Here is a 20,204-nt window from a genome sequence, read left to right as displayed (position 1 = left end):
ACGTAACTTACCGACGGGTTACTTCCGGTAAAGCGGTGCGGTTACCGTCTGGTCACTTTGCTCTGACCAAGTGAGGAGTGACCGTGGGACACCATCGCAGGGCCCTGCGCACGACCGCCGTGGGCGCCGTCTCCGCGTCGTTGATCGCCGGTGGCGTCCTCGGGCTCGCCCCCGCCGCCCAGGCGACGAGCGCCGTCCGATTCGTCGACATCACCGGTGACGGCGGCACGATCCTCAAGGCGAACGTCACCCTGCCCGCGGGCGCCGACGGCACCCGTCGCCACCCGCTGATCGTGCTCCCCACGAGCTGGGGCTTCCCTCAGGTCGAATACCTCGCTCAGGCGCAGAAGCTCGCCGACTCCGGCTACATCGTGGTCGGTTACAACGTGCGCGGCTTCTGGCAGTCCGGCGGGCAGGTGGAGGTGGCAGGCCCGCAGGACACGGCCGACGCCTCCAAGGTCATCGACTGGGCGCTCGCCAACACCCCGGCCGACGCGGCCCACATCGGCATGGGCGGGGTCTCCTACGGCGCCGGGATCAGCCTGCTCGCCGCCGCGCACGACAAGCGGATCAAGGCGGTCGCCTCGCTGAGCGGCTGGGCCGACCTGATCGGCTCGATCTACTCCGGCCGCACCCAGCACGTCCAGGCGGCGGCCCTGCTGGACGGCGTGAGCGTGGTCACCGGCCGGCAGGACCCCGAGGTCCGGCAGGTCTTCGACGACTTCTACGCCTCCAACCTCGCCAAGGAGCAGGACCTCATCGACTGGGGGAAGAAACGTTCTGCCGCCACATATGTGGACCAGCTGAACAAGAACGGCGCCGCCGTCCTGATGGCCAACGCCTGGGGCGACACGGTCTTCCCCGCCAACCAGTACGCCGACTTCTACGAGAAGCTGACCGTCCCGAAGAGACTGGAGTTCCGCCCCGGCGACCACGCGACTGCCGAGCTGACCGGGCTGTTCGGACTGCCCAACGACGTCTGGACGGACACCGAGCGCTGGTTCGACCACTACCTCAAGGGCGCGGACAACGGCATCGACCGCGAGCAGCCGGTCCAGCTCAAGCCCCGTTCGACGGGCGGCTACGAGGGATACCCGGACTGGAAGTCGGTGGGCGAGACACGTGACAGGATCGCCCTGGGCGGCACCACCACGATCCACACCAACGTCGACTCCGGAGCGGACGGCGGGATCGTCTTCCTGTCCAGCATCCTCGACCAGGTCGCCCGGATACCGCCGGTCGCGGCCATCCCCCTGCTCCCCCGCCGCTGGGCGGCCGTATGGCAGTCGGAGAAGTACGCCACGGGCCGCCGGGTGCGCGGCACCGCGAAGCTGCACACGACGCTCACCCCGACCAAGGAGAGCGGCACCCTCGTCGCCTACCTGTACGACGTGGGACCGCTCGGCCTCGGCAAGCTGGTCAGCAACGCGCCGTACACCTTCCACGGCCGCACGCCCGGCGAATCGTTCGGCGTCGACCTGGAGCTGTTCTCCACGGCCTACGACGTCCCGGCGGGGCACCGGCTGGCCCTGGTCGTCGACACGGTCGACCCGCTCTACATGGAGCACAACCCGTCCGGCGCGCAGCTGACCTTCTCCTCACCGGCGGACGACCCGTCGTACGTGTCGATTCCGTTGCGCGAGCAGTGATCTCCGGCCGCCGCCGGGCGGGTTCGGCTCTGTCGGTACGTGTGGGGGTTCAGTGCCGCAGGAGCAGGACCCGGTCGGCGGCGGAGCGGGCGGGGCCCGGCTCGTCGGTGACGGCGATCGCCTCCGGGGTGGGCATGGGGGCAGGCCGGCCGCACCGCGGCGCCTCCGGCTCCGTGGCCAGGGCGCGGGTGACGGCCCCGCGCCGCCGACGGCCGCCGGTAAGCCGCGCCGGGACCACGAGCACCTCCCCCTCCTCGTAGTTCTTGTCGACGTCACGCAGCTCGATCAACGGATCGACGGCCATACGCAGCCCTACTCACTCTCAGCTGTGTCGTGGTTGCCGCAAACTATCCAGGCCCGGCGTCCAGTTGATACGCGACACGCACTTTTCGGGCATTAGCCGTATTTACGACTCCGCGACCTCGGCGTACAGCTGCGAGAGCTCGGGCGCGCCGCTGGCCGCCCATTCCTGGCCGGATTCCACGACGTCGAACTCCCGGCCGGATTCGAGCAGGACGACGGGCTGGCCGTCGGAGCGGATCTCCCAGGCGGCGCCGGGGACCGTGCGCACGATGACCGTGCCCAGGTACAGCCCCGCGTCGTTGCCGAGCCAGGGCAGCACCTCCTCGTCGTCCCGCCAGCGCGGCACGACCTGGTCGAGGTCCTCCAACGACGCGGCGGAGTCGTCGAGTTGTACGCCCTCTCGGGACGCCAGCGACCGGAGCAGCTCACACTCGGCGAGGAGTTCGGCGATGCCTTCGGGATCGAGGGCGCCGTACTCCTCGTGCCGGTGGCCCAGAAAAGGGATCTTCATACGTCCAGCCTGTCACTCGCACCGGCGTGCGCACCACAGGCGCGCGGATGGTCACTTCGGGGTGATTTCGCGCCGAGTCCGTGCACGCCTCGTTGACGGACCCCTCCCGCCTCCCTAGCTTCACCCTGCGTCTTTCGTCCCACGGGTGAGCGGGAGGAGTCGGAGCGTGAGCCGACGGGTTCGGGGCTTCACGATCGCCATCGTCCTCTTCGCCGCCCTGGTGCCGGCCGTCTCGGCCCAGGCCGAGGCCGTCGCGGGCCGCCCGGCGAAGCCGCTGCCGCTGGAGTGGCTCTTCGACAACAGGGCCGTCAGTGACGACTCCCGGCCGGCCGCGGCGGACCTGGACTGCTCGGGCGCCTCCCTTTCGGCGGCCGATCTGGCGGCCGCGGGATGGACGCCGGGCCGTGCGCTGACCGTGCAGGGTGCCCGGCTGACCTGGCCGGACCGGCAGCCGGGCGAGCCGGACAACGTCCGGGCCGACGGACAGTCCGTGCGGGTGCGCGGGCGCGGCGACGCGCTCGCCTTCCTGGTCACGGGCACCGGCGGGGGCGAGCCGGGCGGCGCGGGCTCGGTGTCGTACACGAACGGCACCCGCTCCTCGTACGTGCTGACGGCTCCCGACTGGCGCACCGGGCCGCTCGCCACGAAGGCGGTGGCACTTCCCCACGTCAACACCCCGGGCGGCCGGCTCACCGAGCGGGCCAGGCTGTACGTCGTGACCGTGCCGCTGGTCGGGGATCGCCCGGTCGCCTCGGTCCGGCTGCCGCGGGCGACCGGCCTGCACGTGTTCGCGCTGGCCGTCCGGGCGTCCGGGGCGGGCTGGACGGGGAGCTGGGCGGCGGCGACGTCCGGGTATCCGGCCGTGGGGCCGTGGAGCGACAGGACGCTGCGGCTGGTGGTGCACACGTCGGCGGGCGGTCCGCGGGCTCGGCTGCGGTTCGACAACACCTTCGCGGCGGCTCCGGTGCGGATCGGCAGCGCGACCGTGGCCGTGCAGGCGGCCGGGGCGGCGGCACTGGACGCGCCGGTGCCGGTGTCCTTCCGGGGAGCGGCCGGGGCCGAGATCCCCGCGGGGGCACAGGTGTTCAGCGACCCGCTGTCCTTCGCGGTGCCGGAGGACACCAACCTGCTGGTGAGCTTCCACCTGCCGGACCCGGTGACGGCCGCGCCCGTGCACCGGGTCGCGATGCAGCGGTCGTACCTGAGCGCGCCCGGCGACCACACGGCGGAGGGCTCCGCGGCGGCGTTCACCACGACGCTGACCGGCTGGCCGCTGCTGACCGGTGTGGACGTCTGCGGCGGGCCGGGAGCGGTGGCCGTGATCGGGGACTCGATCACCGACGGCACCAACTCGACGCGGGACGCGAACCGGCGCTGGCCCGACGTGCTGGCCGACCGGCTGCGCGAGCAGCACCGGGTCCCCCGCTACGGGGTGCTCAACCTGGGCATCTCCGGGAACAAGGTGGTGAGCGACGGGTATCCCGGGGACGGCGTGTCCACGGACACCGGTGGTGTGAGCGCGCTGCACCGCCTCGACCGCGACGCCCTGGCCCAGACCTCGGCGCGCACGGCGATCGTCTTCGAGGGCGTCAACGACGTGCGGCGGGGCACGACGGCGCAGCAGGTGATCGCCGGGCTGCGTGAGATCGCCGGCCGGGGGCACGCGCGGGGGCTGCGGATGCTGGTGGCGACCGTCCTGCCGTGCGAGGGCGAGGCCAGGTGCACCCCCGCCGTGGACGCCGAGCGGGTCGCGGTCAACGAGTTCGTCCGGGCGACGGACGCGTTCGACGGCGTCCTCGACTTCGACGCCGTCGTCCGCGACCCCGCACGACCGGCGCGGATGCTGCCCGTGTACGACAGCGGAGATCATCTGCACCCGGGGGACGCGGGACTGGCGGCGCTCGCCCGGTCGGTGGACCTCAGGCTGCTGTGAGGCGTCAGACGTCCAGGTCCACGACCACCGGCGCGTGGTCCGAGGCGCCCTTGCCCTTGCGCTCCTCCCGGTCCACGTACGCGTCCTTGACCGCCTTCGCGAACGGCTCGTTGCCGTACACCAGGTCGATGCGCATGCCGCGGTTCTTGGGGAAGCACAGCTGGCGGTAGTCCCAGTACGTGAAGGGGTGCTCGTACTTCAGGGGGCGCGGGACCACGTCCGACAGGCCCGCCTCGCGCAGGGCGGCGAGGGCGGCGCGCTCGGCCGGGGTGACATGGGTGAGGCCCTCGAAGGCGGCCCTGTCGTAGACGTCGTCGTCCGTCGGCGCGACGTTGTAGTCGCCGAGGACCGCGAAGGGGCGGCTGCCGGCCGCGTCGCCGGCGACGGCGGTCCTCAGGGCCTCGAACCACTGGAGCTTGTACGCGTAGTGCGGGTGGTCCACCTCACGGCCGTTGGGTACGTACACCGACCAGACGCGGACCTCGCCGCAGGTCGCCGAGATCGCTCGGGGCTCGGTGGAGCCGTCGTAACCGGGGTCGCCGGGCAGGCCCTTGACCACGTCCTCGATGCCGACGCGGGAGAGCACCGCCACGCCGTTCCACCTGCCGGTCGCGTGCACCGCCGCCTCGTAGCCCAGCTCGCGCAGCTGGTCGAACGGGAACAGCTCCTCGGCCAGCTTGGCCTCCTGCAGGCAGAGCACATCGGTGCCGCTGCTCTCCAGCCAGGCCAAAAGCCTCGGCAGGCGGGCGGTGATCGAGTTCACGTTCCAGGTCGCGATGCGCATGCCCCACAACCTACCCGGCGGCACTGACAACGCCTCCCGCCCGCCGTCCGGGCTCAGACCTCCGCCGTGCCGCCCGGCGTCAGCCGCAGGTGCTCCGAGCCGCCCAGGGCCCCGATCTGCCGGTCGTAGATCGGGCGGGCGAGGTCGGTGAGCAGGGCGTCGTGGATGTCGTAGGCGCGCTGCGGCCGGACTTCGCGGACGTAGTCGATGACCTCGGAGATCTTGTTCCAGGGGGCCATCACCGGGAGCATCAGCGTCTCGACGGGGTGGTCGGGGACGGTGAGGGCGTCGCCGGGGTGGAAGACCCTGCCGCCGTCGATCAGGTAGCCGACGTTGGTGATGCGCGGGATGTCCGGGTGGATCACCGCGTGCAGCTCGCCGTGGACCTGGACGTCGAAGCCCGCGGCGGTGAAGGTGTCGCCGTGGCCGACGGTGTGCACGCGGCCGGGGAAGGCGGCCGAGATCTGCCCGGCGACGGAGGCCAGGGTCCAGATCTCGGCGCCCGGGTCGGCCTCCATGGCCGCCCGCAGCCGCCCCTCGTCGAAGTGGTCGGGGTGCTCGTGCGTGACGAGGATCGCGTCCGCGCCGAGCGCCGCGTCCTCCTCGCTGAATCCCCCGGGGTCGAGGACGAGCGTGCGCCCGTCCTTTTCGAGGCGCACGCACGAGTGCGACTTCTTGGTGAGCTTCATGGATCCATCCTGCCGTCGTACCCGCCCGCCGACCCACCCGGGCCCGGGGTCACTCCTCGGGTGTCGTCTCCTCCCGGATGACCTGCTGCGCCACCTTGAAGGCGCTGTTCGCCGCCGGTATGCCGCAGTAGACGGCCGCCTGCAGCAGCACCTCCTTGATCTCGAGGGGGGTGAGGCCGTTGCGCAGGGCGGCCCGGGTGTGGGCGGCGAGGTCGTCGAGGTGGCCGCCGGCGACGAGGGCGGTGAGGGTGACACAGCTGCGCGAGCGACGGTCGAGGCCGGGCCGGTTCCAGATCTCGCCCCACGCGTATCTGGTGAGGAGCTCCTGGAAGTCCCCGGAGAACGCGTCGGTCTCGGCCAGCGTCCGGTCGACGTGCGCGTCGCCGAGCACCTCGCGACGGACCTTGATGCCGGTGTCGTACAGGTCGGGGTGTCCGGCCGCCGGCGAGGGGACGGCGGCGGGCGGTGCGATCTCGGCGATGGGCGCGGGCTGCCGGGGCTGCGGCTGGGCGGCGATGGCGGCCTTGAGAGGGGCCGCCGGGATCGCGATCTGGCCGGTGGAGGACTCTACGTAGCCGGGCTGCCAGGCGGTGGAGAAGTGCCGGACCAGCAGGTCGGTGACGGCGGCGGGCTGCTCGACCGGCACCAGATGGGAGGCGCCCGGCACGACGGCGAGACGGGCGTCGGGGATGCCGGCGACCAGGGTGCGGGCCTCGGCGGGACCGGTGACCTGGTCGTCCGAACCGACGAGGACGAGGGTCGGCACACCGACCCGGCCGAGCTCACCCCGCACGTCGAACGAGGCCAGCGCCTCGCAGGCGGCGATGTAGCAGCCGGGGTCCGTGGTGCGCACCATCTGCACGGCCCAGTCGGTGATCGCGGGCTGCGTCGCCGCGAACCCGGTGGTGAACCAGCGGTCGGGGGACGTACGGGCGATGGGGTCCAGCCCGTTGGTGCGCACGATCACCCCGCGCTGGCGGAACTCGTCCGCCGTGCCGAAGCGCGGCGAGGCGGCGATCACCGCCAGCGAGGCCAGCCGCTCCGGGTGGCGCAGGGCGAGCTCCAGGCCGAGGCCGGCGCCGAGCGCGCAGCCCGCGTAGCCGAAGCGCTGCACGCCGAGCCGGTCGAGGGTGGCCAGCAGCCGCTCCGTGAGCTCGGTGACCGACCCGGCCGGGTAGGCGGGTGCGCCGCCGTGTCCCGGCAGGTCGAAGCGGAAGACACGCCACTGCCTGGTCAGCTCCGGGACCTGGCGGTCCCACATGTGCCATGTAGCACCGAGGGAGCATCCCATGACCAGGACCGGCGCCTGTTCTGGCCCGTCAAAGCGGTATTGCAGGGTTTCGACGTTCGTCTCACTCACCCGCCCACGCTCCCACATCTCACACTCTATGCAGGAGCGGGGGTGGAGACGCTCGCCAGACCTCCCCACGTATCCGCCGCCGGCCGAAGATCCTCCACACCCGGCTTCACATACCAGCGCTTCGTGGTCTTGACGTCGGTGTGCCCGGCCCACCGGGCCAGCAGGTGATCCGGCACACCGTTGTTCGCCAGGTACGTGAAGCAACTCGCGCGAGCGTCGTACAAGCGGACCCGGCGCAGCCCGTGCTCGTCCATGACCTTGTACGCCCGCTCGCGCAGCTGCCGCCCGTTGAGCGCCCTGCCGAGTTCGTCCACGAGCACGTACCCGCTGTCCTCATACCTCTTCCCCGCCGCCAGCTCCTCGGCCACGTGCATGGCCCTGAGACGCGCCAGCGCCTCCCGAACCAGATCGGGCAGGGGAAGCTGCCGCTCACCGGCGAGGGACTTCGTGTCCTTCTCCACCACGGTCTTGTTCCCCATCAGCATCCGCGTGTTGGCAACAGTCAAGGTCGCCGCGCTCAGGTCGACATCGGCCCAGCACATGCCACAGATCTCCGCCGGCCGCAGGCCCATCAGCGAGAGAAGGAGAGGCGCGTAGAGGCGGTCGTCCTTCACCGCGCGCACGAAGGCATGAACCTCCTCGACGTTCCAGGGCTGCACGACTGCCTTGGCACTGCGTTCCGCCTTGCGCGCCTTCCGAGGGATCGTGACTTCCTGGGCAACGTTCGCGGCAATCCGGCGCCGGGCCACTGCCCGGTTCAGTGCCTCCTTCAGCCGCGCCAGGGACATCTCAACCGAGGTCACCCCCAGGCCCGCACCCGCCTTGTCACCACGAACGCGGCCCTCCCCAAGCGCCCACCTCATCCACGCCTCGGCGTGGTCCTCGGTCAGTTCCTGGAGCCGAATGTGCCCGAGCTTCCCCCGGACACGAGCCAGGGTCATCTTGTAGCTGTAAACGGTGCTCTCTTCCAGATCCTCCGCCTTCCTGTCGAGCCACTGATCCAGCATTCGATCACCGTGATCTCGTTGGGCTCGATGAACGTCCCTTCGTAGCGACGGTTCGTGATGCGCGCGTACTCGACCTTCGCCTCCCGATTAGACAGGACTGCTCACTCTCCTCGAGGGCGTGGAACCCTTCCACGCAGGCACAGGCGCCGCTGCATTTCAGCGAAGGGCGCCGCGGTCACCTTGTCTGGTACGGGTCCCCCGCCGAGCTCAGCCGAATGGGACAACTTCAATGGTCGTCACCATCGCCGGTTTGGCCAACCGGCGATCATGGTCTATGTTCCGCTCACCACCGGCGGACTCCAGCCTCACCATCCCCGGTGCACCTCGATCAGGAGCCCACCCCGAAGGACCCGAGTACAAGGTCACGCCATCGGGGATGAGCACTGAGGCTCATCCCGTGCGGCAGTTGCGGTTGCGGGGGCCGTGCACCACGAGGAAGTGCAGCGCAGCCCACGGAGGCCGTATCGTCTGTACCGCCCGTACCCTTCGTGGTGTCTACGGCGTCGCACAGCGGGCGCCAAACCACTGGAGGCAATACCCCGTGCTGATTGCTCAGCGTCCGTCCCTGACCGAAGAGGTCGTCGACGAGTTCCGCTCCCGGTTCGTGATCGAGCCGCTGGAGCCGGGCTTCGGCTACACCCTCGGCAACTCCCTGCGCCGTACCCTGCTGTCCTCGATCCCCGGCGCCGCTGTCACCAGCATCCGCATCGACGGCGTGCTGCACGAGTTCACCACCGTGCCGGGCGTCAAGGAGGACGTCACCGACCTGATCCTCAACATCAAGCAGCTGGTCGTCTCCTCGGAGCACGACGAGCCGGTCGTGATGTACCTGCGCAAGCAGGGCCCGGGTCTCGTCACCGCCGCCGACATCGCATCCCCGGCCGGTGTCGAGGTGCACAACCCCGACCTCGTCCTCGCCACGCTCAACGGCAAGGGCAAGCTGGAGATGGAGCTGACCGTCGAACGCGGTCGCGGCTACGTCTCCGCCGTCCAGAACAAGCAGCTGGGCCAGGAGATCGGCCGTATTCCGGTCGACTCCATCTACTCGCCGGTTCTCAAGGTCACGTACAAGGTCGAGGCGACCCGTGTCGAGCAGCGCACCGACTTCGACAAGCTGATCGTCGACGTCGAGACCAAGCAGGCCATGCGTCCGCGTGACGCCCTGGCGTCGGCCGGTAGGACCCTGGTCGAGCTGTTCGGTCTGGCCCGTGAGCTGAACATCGACGCCGAGGGCATCGACATGGGCCCGTCCCCCACGGACGCCGCCCTGGCCGCCGACCTGGCGCTGCCGATCGAGGAGCTCGAGCTCACGGTCCGTTCGTACAACTGCCTCAAGCGCGAGGGCGTTCACATGGTGGGTGAGCTCCTGGCCCGCTCCGAGGCGGACCTCCTGGACATCCGCAACTTCGGTGCGAAGTCGATCGACGAGGTCAAGGCGAAGCTGGCCGGCATGGGCCTGGGCCTCAAGGACAGCCCGCCCGGATTCGACCCGACCGCCGCTGCCGACGCCTTCGGCGCCGACGACGCACCGGACGCGGGTTTCGTGGAGACCGAGCAATACTGAACGCTGCGCTGCGCCGGTCATCGAGACACCTCGCGTACGGGGACAGCGAACCTCCACGCTGTTGCCTGCTCGCTGGGCGGCCTCCGCCGGGTCCGCGCCCGCGCACAAACCCTGGTGAAGGCAGCCGACGATAGAGCGGCGCAGCTTCGCCACTTCACTTGTTCCTGCCCGCGGCGCCGGACGCGGAGGTGATGCGGGAGATCGGCGAGACCGCGCACGCCCTGGCTTACATCGTCATCGCGAACCGGTCCTACACCGACGTGTACCAGTGGGGCCGCCGTACCGTCCCACTGAGCCTGGCCGCGGAGATCCAGCACCGGCTGCTGCCGTCGTCGCTGGCGTGTGAGGCGGCGCAATTCGCGGTGGCCAGGGCGCTGGAGCCGGCCGACCATGTAGGGGGTGACACCTTCGACTACGTGATCGACCGGGACACGGTCCAGCTCTCCGTCACCGACGCCATGGGTCACGACTTCGACGCCGCACTGCTGGCCACCCTGCTGGTGGGCGCGCTGCGCCGGGCCCGACGGGCCGGCGCCGGCCTGGCCGAACAGGCCCGCCAGGCAGACCAGGCCATGCGCGAGCACGGCCGCCAGGGTTACGTGACGGTCAGCTTCTGCGGATAAGCCTGATCGACGGCGAGACCGAGTTCATCAACGCCGGGCATCCCTGGCCGCTGCGGATGCGGGACGGACAGGTGCGGGAGATCGTTCCGAAGATCGATATGCCATTCGGCTTTCCTGCCCCTCACAGCTACCGGGTCCAATCGCTGGACCTGCGGCCGGGCGACCGGCTGGTGATGCTGACCGACGGCATGCTGGAGTGCAACGCAGGCAGCCTCGATCTGCCCGACCTGATCGTGCGCACGCGCGCGCTCCACCCCCGCGAGGCCGCCCGCACCCTCATCGCGGCGATCGTCGAGGCCCACCACGGTCACCTGCAGGACGATGCGACGGTCATGTGCCTGGACTGGCAGGGCGTCGGCCACTCCCGGCGGGCCGACGACACCGGTGCCGACCTCACCGACGCGTCCGCCCCGTCGCGGACGAGGCAGAGCGTTCCCGGACGATGACTCGGGCCTTCTCCGGTCCCGGCTGCTGCGGGCCCTTGGGCGGACGCCCCAGGGGTGCTTTGCCCAGGATGGCGGCGTTCACCGGGGCAGGCGCCTCCGGAGGCGGCCCAGGCGCCGCCTGACAGGGACGAAGACAGCGGTCAGGACCACCACACCGGTGACGAGCAGGTGGAACAGGCCCTTCGCCACCAATCCTCGGAGTGGTGGGGGAAGTTGGAGGAAGTATTAGCGGCGAGCGAGGCAGTACTCGTCGCCGCGCCCTCAGTAGGTGGCCAGGGAGATGGCGATGTAGTGCGCGGTGAAGGCTGCCACGGTCAGGGCGTGGAAGACCTCGTGGTAGCCGAACCAGCGGGGTGAGGGGTCGGGCCGCTGCAGGGCGTAGACGACCGCGCCCGCGCTGTAGAGGAGACCGCCGACAACGATCAGGACGACTACGGCCGCTCCGCCGGTGTGCAGGAAGTCGGGCAGGTAGCGCACCGGCGCCCACCCCAGGGCCAGGTAACACGGGGTGTACAGCCATCGCGGGGCTCCGACCCACAGGACCCGGAACACGATGCCGGCCAATGCCCCAGTCCATACGATCCACAGCAGCATGGACCGCTGTTCAGGCCGCAGGAGGAGCACGGCCAGGGGGGTGCAGGTGCCGGCGATGATCAGGAAGATGTTGGCGTGGTCGAGTCGTCGTAGAAGAGCCTCGCCCAGTGGTCCCCAGGTGCCACGGTGGTAGACGGCGCTCGTTGCGAACAGCAGCAAGGCGGTGACCGAGTACACGGCGCAGGCCAGGACTGCCTGCGGAGTACGGGCCAGGCAGACGAGTACGACGCCCGCGATCAGTGCGGCGGGGACCATTCCGGCATGGAGCCAGCCACGCAATTTAGGCTTGATCGGTTCGGCGAGGTCGGCCGCCCACTCCGCCAGGGCGGAGACCGAGTGAGCCTTCTCCCCTGCGTGTCCGCCTTGCGATCCGTCGGGTAGCCCGCCTTCACGGCGCTCTCCACGCGCTGAGGCGGCGTGACCGTATTCGACTTCAGCGGCATCACGGGACACTGCTTCTCGTTCTCCCCCGGGCGACTGGGCGTCACTGGCAGCAATGCGGTAATGCTAAAAGACCTCACTCCGGCAGGCATTCATGGGAGGTCGGTCCAGAACCCCAGAGCCACGTCGCCGGGCCCGGACTCTCCACCGCGTGAACTCCAGTCCCGTTGACCCTCCCGCCGATCGGGCCTGCCGAAGCCGAGTAAAACGGCCGACCATGGGAAAGATCAGGGCTTCCGAACGGGCATCTTCGCTCGCCTACGCGCAAGGATCGCCGATGCTTCCTGACGTCCGCCCCCACGTATCCACCGCCCTCGCAGACCAGTTGGAACACCAACTGGACCTGGCTCCGCATCTCGAGGCCGGCCGGCTCGATGTGGAGGGCGTCGCCGGCATCGCAGTCGTCGCAGCCGCCCACTCCGATGGTTACGCGGCCACCGGCCGTCTCCTCGGGCTGCTGGCCGCGCTGCCTGCCCCCACCGAGGCAGGCGAACGCTTTTGGTCGGACCTGTGGAGGTCGTCGGGCACCGCGTACCTGCTACCCGTCAACATGAAGGCTCAGGTGCTGCGTTCTCTGGAAGGAGAGGGAACGGCCCTGGCCAGGCAGATCCTCTCGGCCATCGATGAGATGACTCCGCCCCAGCGCGTGGCGGCCGGAGAGGTGATCGGTCAAGCCCTCGCCGAGTCCGACCATTTGCCCGACCTCAAGACCCAGGTCATCGGCGAGTTGTGGCTCCGAGATCTCGAGCTCACCGCCTGGCGCGTTCTGCATGCGGACCGCAGATGGGACGATCCGGATGGACGGCAAGCCTTCCTCGCCGCCTGGACGGGCACCTGACCGTCTACCGCTCCGAACTGCGCGCGCAGAGGCGCAGGGCATGCGGCACACGAACCGGACGACGCTCGAAGCAACTGAGGTCAGGTAGTTCGGCCGAGGTCACACCCGTGTCAACAGATCAGGGGCCGCGCAGCCACGGCTGCGCGGCCCCTGATCTTGCAGCCCTGCACGAGAGCAGGCGCTTCGCCCGGTGGACGGCAAAGACCACACGGGCGGCGCTCACCGGGCGCAGTGTGCGCGATCCCTCGGGCGGGTCTGTGAGGTCAGGCCGGGGTGATGTTCTCGGCCTGCGGACCCTTCTGGCCCTGGGTGACGTCGAACGTCACGGCCTGGCCCTCCTGGAGCTCACGAAACCCCGTGGAGTTGATCGCGGAGTAGTGCGCGAAGACATCCGGGCCGCCGCCGTCCTGGGCGATGAAACCGAAGCCCTTCTCCGCGTTGAACCACTTCACAGTTCCCGTTGCCATGTCTGATGCCTTCCAGTCGATGAACGCCTACCACTCCATGTGGAAGGCAGAGGTGATCGCCCTGGTCCCTGCGGCACAGCACAGCAAAACGCCCACACCGAAGGCGTGGGCAAGAGGGAATTCCGAACCACGACAGCTGAGGCAGACGCTACACGGCCACACGCCGCGTCACCACAGGAAACGACGCCACACGGCAGAGCATGCGTGCGGTGCCCGCCGACACGGAGGGGCACGCTCATCTCACGCTGCTGCGGTCTGGTTCGCCGACTCGGTGGCGCGGCGGTATTCGGCGTTGATGCGCCGGGCTTCTTCGAGCTGGTCTTCGAGGATGATGATGCGGCAGGCGGCCTCGATGGGAGTGCCCTGGTCGACGAGTTCCCGGGCGCGGGCGGCGATGCGCAGCTGGTAGCGGGAGTAGCGGCGGTGTCCGCCCGCGGAGCGCAGCGGGGTGATGAGGCGGGCTTCGCCGATGGCACGGAGGAAGCTCTGCGTGGTGCCGAGCATCTCGGCGGCCCGGCCCATGGTGTAGGCGGGGTAGTCGTCGTCATCGAGACGGCCGAACATGTCGTCTGCTGTCATTGCACCTCTCTGTTCTGTGGCACGCATTGAGGGGCCCTGGCGCCGTACTGGCACCAGGGCCCCGAAGGAACTACTACACCATCTGCCGGCCCTGATACTGCACCGGCCCTCTGTTTCCGCAGACCCGACCGAGACGCTGTCGGGGGCGCGGGGATCGCGGTTGCTCGACCGGAGACCACCTCACTATCGATGTCCTGCGGTACCCGGGTCCAAGACTTCCGCCCGGGCGATCCTGATGGCGCTCGGCTCCTCCGTTCTTCCCTCTTGATCAACTACTCACTAACGGGAACTGCGTACTACTGGTATTGCGAACTGCTGGTGGCCTCGAACAGCGCCACTCTTCGGCAACCAGCCCCGTCGCCCCTCCTGCGTCTGCTCTGGCTTGGAACTCCACTGCCGAACCTCCCGGTGCGCGCGCCCGCAGCCGACGCCTTCACCGAGGTACTGCTCACTAACTTCACTGCTGGGTACAGCGAACCTTCACTTACTGGTACTGCCACTGCGGTACTGCTCATGGCGGCCCCTGATCACTGCGGGCCACCCGGTCCGGTCGTCAGTCCCGTCGCCGTCCTGCAACCGCTCTGGCTTCGGAACTCCACCACCGCACCGTCCTGCGAACTGCAACTGCGTACTGCTGCCCGGCAGTTCATCTCTGCCGGGCCTCTCTTGATCTCGGCTACGACAGAAACCCTAACCACACCGTCGGCCAATGTCTACTCCAGCGGGTATAGATTTCCGGGCGCTGGAAGATGAGGTGCTCCGCCTCGACCGGTACCCATGGATGGTTCAAGCAGCTGCGAGGCTTTGTCCGGCGCTCACAGTGACCCACCACCGCGTGGCATGTCGGGCTGGGCGTGGCGTCGCCGCGCCTGCGCCGCGGCTACCGTCGGCGGCACCGGCCAACACTGCGTCTCGTGAGAACACCACCGACCGGCACGGACGTTTCTAGCCGTGACGCCCCCAGGTCGGCCGTTGACGAGCGTGACAGAAGGCCCTGGGCCGCCCTCGACGATCCCGGGATGATCGAGCAGCTGGTGGCGAACCGGTACGGCCCCTGACGCGAGCAGTCCGCGGGCTGCGGAGACACGGGCTCACGGCAGCGGGTGCCGTCATGCGTCGGCCGTGGTCCTCCGCCCCCTCAGGCAAGCACTGGGGCTCTGCGGGGTTGGCAGGTGGAGGGCGGGGCACAGGGGTCGGGTAGCACCAGAAGTCCCTGGCCGCGGCCACCGGTGGCGCTGCCGTCACCCGGTCGGCCGGCAGCCGAAGCGCTGTGGAGGCAGAGGGTGTCGGCTGTGCCGTGGGATTTCGCCCACTCGGGCGAGTTCACCCGCCGTCTTCGACGCCCCGTGAAGGAGGACGGGCCGCCCACGCGCCTGCAGTTCCCTGTCGCCCGGATCCTGCAGGGCAACGGTGACGGGAACCCGCTGCACAGGTGTGGGCCCGACCGGCGTACGGGTCGGGCCGACATTGCTGCTCAGGTGTCGGCTCGTGTCTGTTTACCCGATCAGGCCATGACGGGGGTGCCGAGCATCGCGGAAGCGTGCTGCATCGTGCTGAGAATGCCCAGGGGCGCTGCCTTGGGAACGGCGCGGCAGGTGAAGCCGAGCTGAGCCATGGCCCGCAGGACTTCGGCGGCGCTGAAGTCACGGCGGTCCTGGCGCGTGATGACCTGGCCGACTTGCTTGACGGGGTAGTGGCGGCGGCCGATGATCACCGATTGGCCGGTGACCGGTTCGGGCTTGATGCCCTTCATCGATTCCAGCACGCCAGCCTTGGTGAGCTCGAAGGGGAAGCGGGCGATGACGCAGCGCATGTGGCCTCACAGAGAGAAGGGAAGAACGGTCCGATCAGGGGCCGGGTGTTTCAGCGGGAGAGGGCGAGGACGCCCAGGGCGCTGCCTTGCTCGTCGACCACCGGCAGGACACCGAGCCGACGGGTGCGCATCGCGTGCTCGGCTTCGGCCATCGTGGTCACGGGTGAGGCGAACGAACCGTGGTCGCCGAGGATGTCTCGCAGGCGGACACGGTCCGTGTAGTCGGAGCTGTCACGGACGGCGGCGAGTTCGGCATGGGTGACCAGGCCGGTGCACTGGCCGTCCTGGTCGCAGACGACCAGTCGGACCGTGCGGGCGGCAGCCATGACGGCCAGCGCCACCTCGACGCTCATGTCGTCACAGACCTGCGGTCCGGCCGCGTCCATGGCCTCCACCGCTGTCCTGTGGGCGGGGTCGGCGTCCGCCGACTGGGACTGTGTCTGAATCAGCGTCAAAAGGTGCCTCCTGCAGAGATGGGCCGGCTTCCTGATCACGAAAGTTCTAGGCCACCGCGCCGAAGCCGGACTGGCGTCCGGGGGTGCGCCTGGTCGCCGAGGCGGGGCGACGGCGGCCTCGGGAGGTGGCGCTGCGCTTGGGGCGTTCGACCACAGGTGCGGTGATGACGACCGGGATGCCGGACGGGGCCTGGGCGCCGGTGATCCGGCTCAGGGCCTCGTCGCCCGAGCGGATCTGGGTGGTCTGCGGCCGGATTCCGGCGTCCGACATCAGACGCACCATGCCTCGGCGCTGGTTCGGCGTGACCAGGGTGACGACGCTGCCGGACTCACCGGCGCGGGCGGTGCGGCCTCCGCGGTGGAGGTAGTCCTTGTGGTCGGTCGGGGGATCGACGTTGACGACCAGGTCGAGGTTGTCGACGTGGATGCCGCGCGCCGCGACATTGGTCGCCACCAGCACGGTGACGTGCCCCGTCTTGAACTGCGCCAGCGTGCGGGTGCGCTGGGGCTGCGACTTGCCGCCGTGCAGCGCGGCGGCCCGCACCCCGCTGTTGAGCAGGTCCTGGGTCAGCCGGTCGACGGCGTGCTTGGTGTCCAGGAACATGATCACGCGGCCGTCGCGGGCGGCGATCTCGGTCGTGGCGGCGTGCTTGTCGGCGCCGTGGACGTGCAGGACGTGGTGCTCCATCGTCGTGACCGCACCGGCCGACGGGTCGACGGAGTGCACGACGGGGTCGGTCAGGTAGCGGCGTACCAGCAGGTCGACGTTGCGGTCCAGGGTGGCGGAGAACAGCATCCGCTGCCCCTTGGGGCGCACCTGGTCGAGCAGCGCGGTGACCTGGGGCATGAAACCCATGTCGGCCATCTGGTCGGCCTCGTCCAGCACCGTGATGCCCACGTGGTTCAGCCTGCACTCGCCGCGGTCGATGAGGTCCTTGAGCCGTCCCGGTGTCGCGACCACGACCTCGGCTCCGCCGCGCAGCGCGCCGGCCTGCCTGCCGATCGACATGCCGCCTACCACCGTGGCCAGCCGCAGCCCGACGGAACGGGCGTACGGGGTCAGCGCGTCTGTCACCTGCTGTGCCAGCTCACGCGTGGGGACGAGGATCAGCCCCAGCGGCTGACGGGGCTCAGCACGCTGCCCAGCGGTACGCGCGAGCAGGGCGAGGCCGAAGGCCAGGGTCTTACCGGAACCGGTGCGACCGCGGCCCAGGACGTCACGGCCCGCCAGGGAGTTCGGCAGCGTCGCTCCCTGGATCGGGAACGGCGCGGTCACACCCTGCCTGCCGAGTTCGGCCAGCAACTGCTCAGGCATGCCGAGATCGGCGAAGCCATCGACGGCGGGCAGCGCGGGGGTGATCGTCCGGGGCAGCGCAAACTCACCTTGCACGGCGGCGGGCCGACGGCCGTAACCGCCGGAGCGGACGGGGCCGCCGGTACGACGCGGTGCCCGCGAGCCGTAGCCGCTGCCGCCCCTTCCGGCATCGGCACGGCCGTCACGGGCGCGGGCGCGGGCGGAGCGGTCGTTCGTGTACGTGCGGTTCATGCGGAACCTTCCTCGATGTGGCACATATCAAGGAATTCCCGCCGCGATGCATGGCACGGAGAATTACAAGTATGGACCGGTGACAAAAGAAAGCAGATCTGGCCGGCGGAAACATCCGTGGGCACAGGTGCTGAAATGGGTGACGCGATGGGGACCTTGAGATCCGGGCGCCCGCTGCGGTGCAGCGCTTCAGGACGCGCCTGCGCCCTGGGGGAGGAACCGCTTGTGGTGGTACTGCGGGTTCCTCCGAGTCGTCCCGCGGGCAAAAGCCGCTGCGGAATACACGTGCAGCTGGGGCCCGCACCCCGAGGGATGCGGGCCCCAGCTACGGATTGCGCGTGAGCGTCAGGCCGGAACGATGTTCTCGGCCGTCGGGCCCTTCTGGCCCTGCGCGATGTCGAAGTTCACCTTCTGGCCCTCGAGCAGCTCGCGGAAGCCCTGCGCGGCGATGTTCGAGTAGTGGGCGAACACGTCGGCGCCGCCACCGTCCTGCTCGATGAAGCCGAAGCCCTTTTCCGCGTTGAACCACTTCACGGTACCAGCAGCCATGTCATATCTCCTTTGGGGCAGTGCATCGGCGTCCGCACTGCGCGGACGCCGTGTCGCCGCGATGATTACCCCGACCGGAAATGACCGGAAATACAAAAGTCCTCTCGCCCGGCAGAAGCCTGGCGGGGGCACTTGAAGTTTTGGGAACCACAACTGCAACTGAGATAGACAGTAGCACGCCGGAGCCGCCCCTGTGCGTTGGATAATTCCACTCCGCTCTTCGCGGCAAAAACTCCCGCTGCGCGACCCTCCAAAAACTGATCCCTCGGGAACAGATATTGATTCACTCGGCGTTGACCTTCTCAGATCGGAGACATCGCAGATCAGACGATGATCCCGAATCAGCCGCAGGCCCACTGGGGCGCCGCCGGAGCGGGCGGCGTTGGTGACCAGCTCACCGACGATCAGCTCTGTGGGGAGCACCGGATGTTCCAGCCCCCCGAGGGCTCCTGCAGAGGTTCTTCCAGAATGCGGCCACCGATTTCCGTGACCGGGCGGCCGCCTTCAGCGCCTCCAGCCGTGCCTTCCCGCACCACGGCCAGTCCGCGGGCGTGGAACGGATCTTGCGCCAGTGCGCCGGTGTGGAAGGGCTGCACATCACCAGGCTCAGTTGCAGCTCGGCGGCTTCGAAAGACTCAGCGCCTTCGCTCAGGGGCAGCCCCGCGGTCACGGACGCTGTGTCGGCTTCGGCAGCCGCGCCGTCGTAGGACAGGAGGGCCTCGCTGCGCATGTCCTTGACGGCGTGGTCGATCTCGCCGTGCGTGGTGACCACCCGGATGCCGCTGATGGCGGTGTGGCGGATCGACAGTGGCCGGGCCGGGCTGCTCCGCGGATATCTGTCACCGTTCCCTCGACCGCGCCCGTTGATGGGACCTCAAGGCCCGGCGTGACAGTGCGCCGGTAAACCTGCCTCGATGCTACGGCGAACGCGTGTGCGGCCCTTTATGCCGTTCTCACGGGACATGTGAGGCAGAGTGCCGGGTACGCGCAGGACGACTGAAGGGGGAACGAGGGTGGACCCGGCTGAATCAGTCCCCGAGGGTGAGGGCAGCGTGATGCCGGACGCCCCTCGGATACAGGACACCGTCGCGCTGGACGGTGACGGGCACGTGATCGCTGAGGCCCGACACCGGGCGGTGGACTTCCTCACCCGTGTCCAGGCGAAGCACGGCCTCCGGTGTCCGCTCGCGCGATGGACCTGACCCAACTGGTGGTCAGCGAGCTCGTCACCAACGCCCGCAAATACGCCCCTGGGCCCGTGCTGATGGAACTGCGCGTCATCGGCGCCGTCGTGGAAGTGGTCGTGTGGGACAGCGATCCCGTCCTGCCAGTGGCGCGGGCCGCCGATGCGGGCAGAGTCGGGCAGCACGGGCTGGAGATCGTCATGGCCGTCGCCCAGGGTTTCGAGGCTCAACGGGAGCCGGTCGGCAAACGCATCACCGCCCGCATCGCCCTGCCTGACGACCCTGGCGGGGACATCACCGGACGCCGCCCCCAGTAACGGCCTGCGCTCCCGTCGGCCTCACCTCCTTCCCTGACGATCTGCCGTGAAGCGAGGCGGCAGGGGCGAATGAGGCGGGAGCGGCCGGAGCGGGCACGGTTCCGGCACGCGGAGGGCCGCCGGCTAACAGCCGGACCCCCGGCGAAGCAAGCCGACGGGGGTCCTCACGTGGTCACGAGCGATCACACTGCCCCTATAACGGAGGTTACGACTGCACAGTCTGACCAGTTGGAAAACCTCCCGGGCCGCATAGCGCTTGAGGCTTCGGACTATCTCGCGCCGGGTCTTGCCCTCCTTGCTGCGACGTTCGTAGTAGTCCTGGGTGCGCGGGTCGACGCGCAGGCGGGTCTGCACGATCCGGTGCAGGGTCGCGTTAGCTTGGCGGTCGCCGCCGCGGTTGAGACCGGACCATTGGAACGGCGGGTCAATGAGCGGCAGCTCTCGGTGTTGCAGTGGGTGGAAGCCGGGTGTCCTGCCGGCATTTGGGAGACCAGCTCCTACAAGACCACCTGTCAGGCACTGCACAACCGGGGCCTGGTAACGCTCTCCCGG

18 protein-coding genes and 2 pseudogenes are annotated in these 20,204 nt (G+C 69.5%); 6 read left to right on the top strand and 14 right to left on the bottom strand.

Features of this window, described 5'->3' with window-relative positions; all coding sequences use genetic code 11:
• Positions 1-83: 83 nt before the first annotated feature.
• Positions 84-1,649 carry a CocE/NonD family hydrolase gene (locus FBY22_RS08755; protein WP_142143840.1) on the top strand — a complete coding sequence of 522 codons (1,566 nt, stop codon included), beginning with the start codon at positions 84-86 and terminating at the stop codon, positions 1,647-1,649.
• Between the two features lie 49 nt (positions 1,650-1,698).
• On the opposite strand, the gene FBY22_RS08750 is transcribed toward FBY22_RS08755, so the two are convergent.
• Together FBY22_RS08750 and FBY22_RS08745 are read right to left on the bottom strand one after the other, a co-directional pair.
• Positions 1,699-1,953 (bottom strand): hypothetical protein, encoded by a 255-nt coding sequence (locus tag FBY22_RS08750; RefSeq protein ID WP_142143838.1) that lies wholly within the window; start codon positions 1,951-1,953, stop codon positions 1,699-1,701.
• A gap of 102 nt (positions 1,954-2,055) precedes the next feature.
• A complete protein-coding gene (locus FBY22_RS08745) occupies positions 2,056-2,463 on the bottom strand; it encodes a DUF6278 family protein (protein WP_142143836.1) in 408 nt (135 codons plus the stop codon).
• A 166-nt stretch (positions 2,464-2,629) separates the two neighbouring features.
• On the opposite strand from FBY22_RS08745, the gene FBY22_RS08740 reads away from it, so the two are divergent.
• Positions 2,630-4,396, top strand: a complete 1,767-nt coding sequence (locus FBY22_RS08740) for an SGNH/GDSL hydrolase family protein (RefSeq protein ID WP_142143835.1) — start codon at positions 2,630-2,632, stop codon at positions 4,394-4,396.
• A 4-nt stretch (positions 4,397-4,400) separates the two neighbouring features.
• Here FBY22_RS08740 and FBY22_RS08735 read toward each other — a convergent pair whose 3' ends face one another.
• From FBY22_RS08735 to FBY22_RS08720, 4 genes are read right to left on the bottom strand one after another with little or no spacing between them, the layout of a single operon-like run.
• Positions 4,401-5,180, bottom strand: a complete 780-nt coding sequence (locus FBY22_RS08735; RefSeq protein WP_142143833.1) for an exodeoxyribonuclease III — start codon at positions 5,178-5,180, stop codon at positions 4,401-4,403.
• Between the two features lie 53 nt (positions 5,181-5,233).
• Positions 5,234-5,869 (bottom strand): MBL fold metallo-hydrolase, encoded by a 636-nt coding sequence (locus FBY22_RS08730; protein WP_142143831.1) that lies wholly within the window; start codon positions 5,867-5,869, stop codon positions 5,234-5,236.
• Between the two features lie 49 nt (positions 5,870-5,918).
• Entirely contained in the window at positions 5,919-7,229 is a 1,311-nt protein-coding gene (gene pcaC, locus FBY22_RS08725) for a 4-carboxymuconolactone decarboxylase (protein ID WP_142143829.1), read from the bottom strand.
• Between the two features lie 26 nt (positions 7,230-7,255).
• On the bottom strand, positions 7,256-8,236 hold the full coding sequence (locus tag FBY22_RS08720) for a site-specific integrase (RefSeq protein ID WP_260844757.1): 981 nt from the start codon (positions 8,234-8,236) through the stop codon (positions 7,256-7,258).
• A gap of 541 nt (positions 8,237-8,777) precedes the next feature.
• Here FBY22_RS08720 and FBY22_RS08715 point away from each other — a divergent pair.
• Positions 8,778-9,800, top strand: a complete 1,023-nt coding sequence (locus FBY22_RS08715; RefSeq protein WP_142143827.1) for a DNA-directed RNA polymerase subunit alpha — start codon at positions 8,778-8,780, stop codon at positions 9,798-9,800.
• Positions 9,801-9,952: 152 nt separating this feature from the next.
• Positions 9,953-10,869, top strand: a pseudogene (locus FBY22_RS08710) (PP2C family protein-serine/threonine phosphatase); the annotation flags it as partial.
• 261 nt (positions 10,870-11,130) lie between these two features.
• On the opposite strand, the gene FBY22_RS08705 reads toward FBY22_RS08710, so the two are convergent.
• On the bottom strand, positions 11,131-11,787 hold the full coding sequence (locus FBY22_RS08705) for a hemolysin III family protein (protein ID WP_260844970.1): 657 nt from the start codon (positions 11,785-11,787) through the stop codon (positions 11,131-11,133).
• A 394-nt stretch (positions 11,788-12,181) separates the two neighbouring features.
• On the opposite strand from FBY22_RS08705, the gene FBY22_RS08700 reads away from it, so the two are divergent.
• Positions 12,182-12,742 (top strand): hypothetical protein, encoded by a 561-nt coding sequence (locus FBY22_RS08700; protein WP_174267109.1) that lies wholly within the window; start codon positions 12,182-12,184, stop codon positions 12,740-12,742.
• A 263-nt stretch (positions 12,743-13,005) separates the two neighbouring features.
• Here FBY22_RS08700 and FBY22_RS08695 read toward each other — a convergent pair whose 3' ends face one another.
• The 7 genes from FBY22_RS08695 to FBY22_RS08665 all read right to left on the bottom strand — a co-directional run bounded on the left by FBY22_RS08695 (position 13,006) and on the right by FBY22_RS08665 (position 18,923).
• Positions 13,006-13,209 (bottom strand): cold-shock protein, encoded by a 204-nt coding sequence (locus FBY22_RS08695; protein ID WP_030212004.1) that lies wholly within the window; start codon positions 13,207-13,209, stop codon positions 13,006-13,008.
• 240 nt (positions 13,210-13,449) lie between these two features.
• Positions 13,450-13,788 (bottom strand): MerR family transcriptional regulator, encoded by a 339-nt coding sequence (locus tag FBY22_RS08690; RefSeq protein ID WP_142143823.1) that lies wholly within the window; start codon positions 13,786-13,788, stop codon positions 13,450-13,452.
• A gap of 1,504 nt (positions 13,789-15,292) precedes the next feature.
• On the bottom strand, positions 15,293-15,601 hold the full coding sequence (locus FBY22_RS08685) for an SCO5918 family protein (protein ID WP_142143821.1): 309 nt from the start codon (positions 15,599-15,601) through the stop codon (positions 15,293-15,295).
• 50 nt (positions 15,602-15,651) lie between these two features.
• The gene (locus tag FBY22_RS08680; RefSeq protein WP_142143819.1) at positions 15,652-16,056 is read right to left on the bottom strand and encodes a CBS domain-containing protein; all 405 of its coding nucleotides are present in this window, start codon (positions 16,054-16,056) and stop codon (positions 15,652-15,654) included.
• Positions 16,057-16,102: 46 nt separating this feature from the next.
• Entirely contained in the window at positions 16,103-17,602 is a 1,500-nt protein-coding gene (locus tag FBY22_RS08675) for a DEAD/DEAH box helicase (RefSeq protein ID WP_142143817.1), read from the bottom strand.
• A gap of 345 nt (positions 17,603-17,947) precedes the next feature.
• On the bottom strand, positions 17,948-18,151 hold the full coding sequence (locus tag FBY22_RS08670) for a cold-shock protein (protein ID WP_003973099.1): 204 nt from the start codon (positions 18,149-18,151) through the stop codon (positions 17,948-17,950).
• Between the two features lie 394 nt (positions 18,152-18,545).
• Complete coding sequence (locus FBY22_RS08665) at positions 18,546-18,923, bottom strand: hypothetical protein (protein ID WP_142143816.1); 378 nt, start codon at positions 18,921-18,923, stop codon at positions 18,546-18,548.
• A 283-nt stretch (positions 18,924-19,206) separates the two neighbouring features.
• On the opposite strand from FBY22_RS08665, the pseudogene FBY22_RS08660 reads away from it, so the two are divergent.
• Positions 19,207-19,652 (top strand): annotated as a pseudogene (locus tag FBY22_RS08660) (ATP-binding protein).
• Positions 19,653-20,204 lie beyond the last annotated feature (552 nt).

This window comes from Streptomyces sp. SLBN-31, from assembly GCF_006715395.1.
In the GTDB taxonomy this organism is placed as follows: Bacteria; Actinomycetota; Actinomycetes; order Streptomycetales; family Streptomycetaceae; genus Streptomyces.
This window is presented reverse-complemented; position numbering and strand designations above follow the sequence as displayed.

What these genes read in the sequence shown, in the direction of transcription:
- FBY22_RS08750 (WP_142143838.1), bottom strand. Translation starts at nt 1,953, where the DNA reads ATGGCCGTCGATCCGTTGATCGAGCTGCGTGACGTCGACAAGAACTAC.
- FBY22_RS08745 (WP_142143836.1), bottom strand. Translation starts at nt 2,463, where the DNA reads ATGAAGATCCCTTTTCTGGGCCACCGGCACGAGGAGTACGGCGCCCTC.
- FBY22_RS08735 (WP_142143833.1), bottom strand. Translation starts at nt 5,180, where the DNA reads ATGCGCATCGCGACCTGGAACGTGAACTCGATCACCGCCCGCCTGCCG.
- FBY22_RS08730 (WP_142143831.1), bottom strand. Translation starts at nt 5,869, where the DNA reads ATGAAGCTCACCAAGAAGTCGCACTCGTGCGTGCGCCTCGAAAAGGAC.
- FBY22_RS08720 (WP_260844757.1), bottom strand. Translation starts at nt 8,236, where the DNA reads ATGCTGGATCAGTGGCTCGACAGGAAGGCGGAGGATCTGGAAGAGAGC.
- FBY22_RS08700 (WP_174267109.1), top strand. Translation starts at nt 12,182, where the DNA reads ATGCTTCCTGACGTCCGCCCCCACGTATCCACCGCCCTCGCAGACCAG.
- FBY22_RS08695 (WP_030212004.1), bottom strand. Translation starts at nt 13,209, where the DNA reads ATGGCAACGGGAACTGTGAAGTGGTTCAACGCGGAGAAGGGCTTCGGT.
- FBY22_RS08690 (WP_142143823.1), bottom strand. Translation starts at nt 13,788, where the DNA reads ATGACAGCAGACGACATGTTCGGCCGTCTCGATGACGACGACTACCCC.
- FBY22_RS08685 (WP_142143821.1), bottom strand. Translation starts at nt 15,601, where the DNA reads ATGCGCTGCGTCATCGCCCGCTTCCCCTTCGAGCTCACCAAGGCTGGC.
- FBY22_RS08675 (WP_142143817.1), bottom strand. Translation starts at nt 17,602, where the DNA reads ATGAACCGCACGTACACGAACGACCGCTCCGCCCGCGCCCGCGCCCGT.
- FBY22_RS08670 (WP_003973099.1), bottom strand. Translation starts at nt 18,151, where the DNA reads ATGGCTGCTGGTACCGTGAAGTGGTTCAACGCGGAAAAGGGCTTCGGC.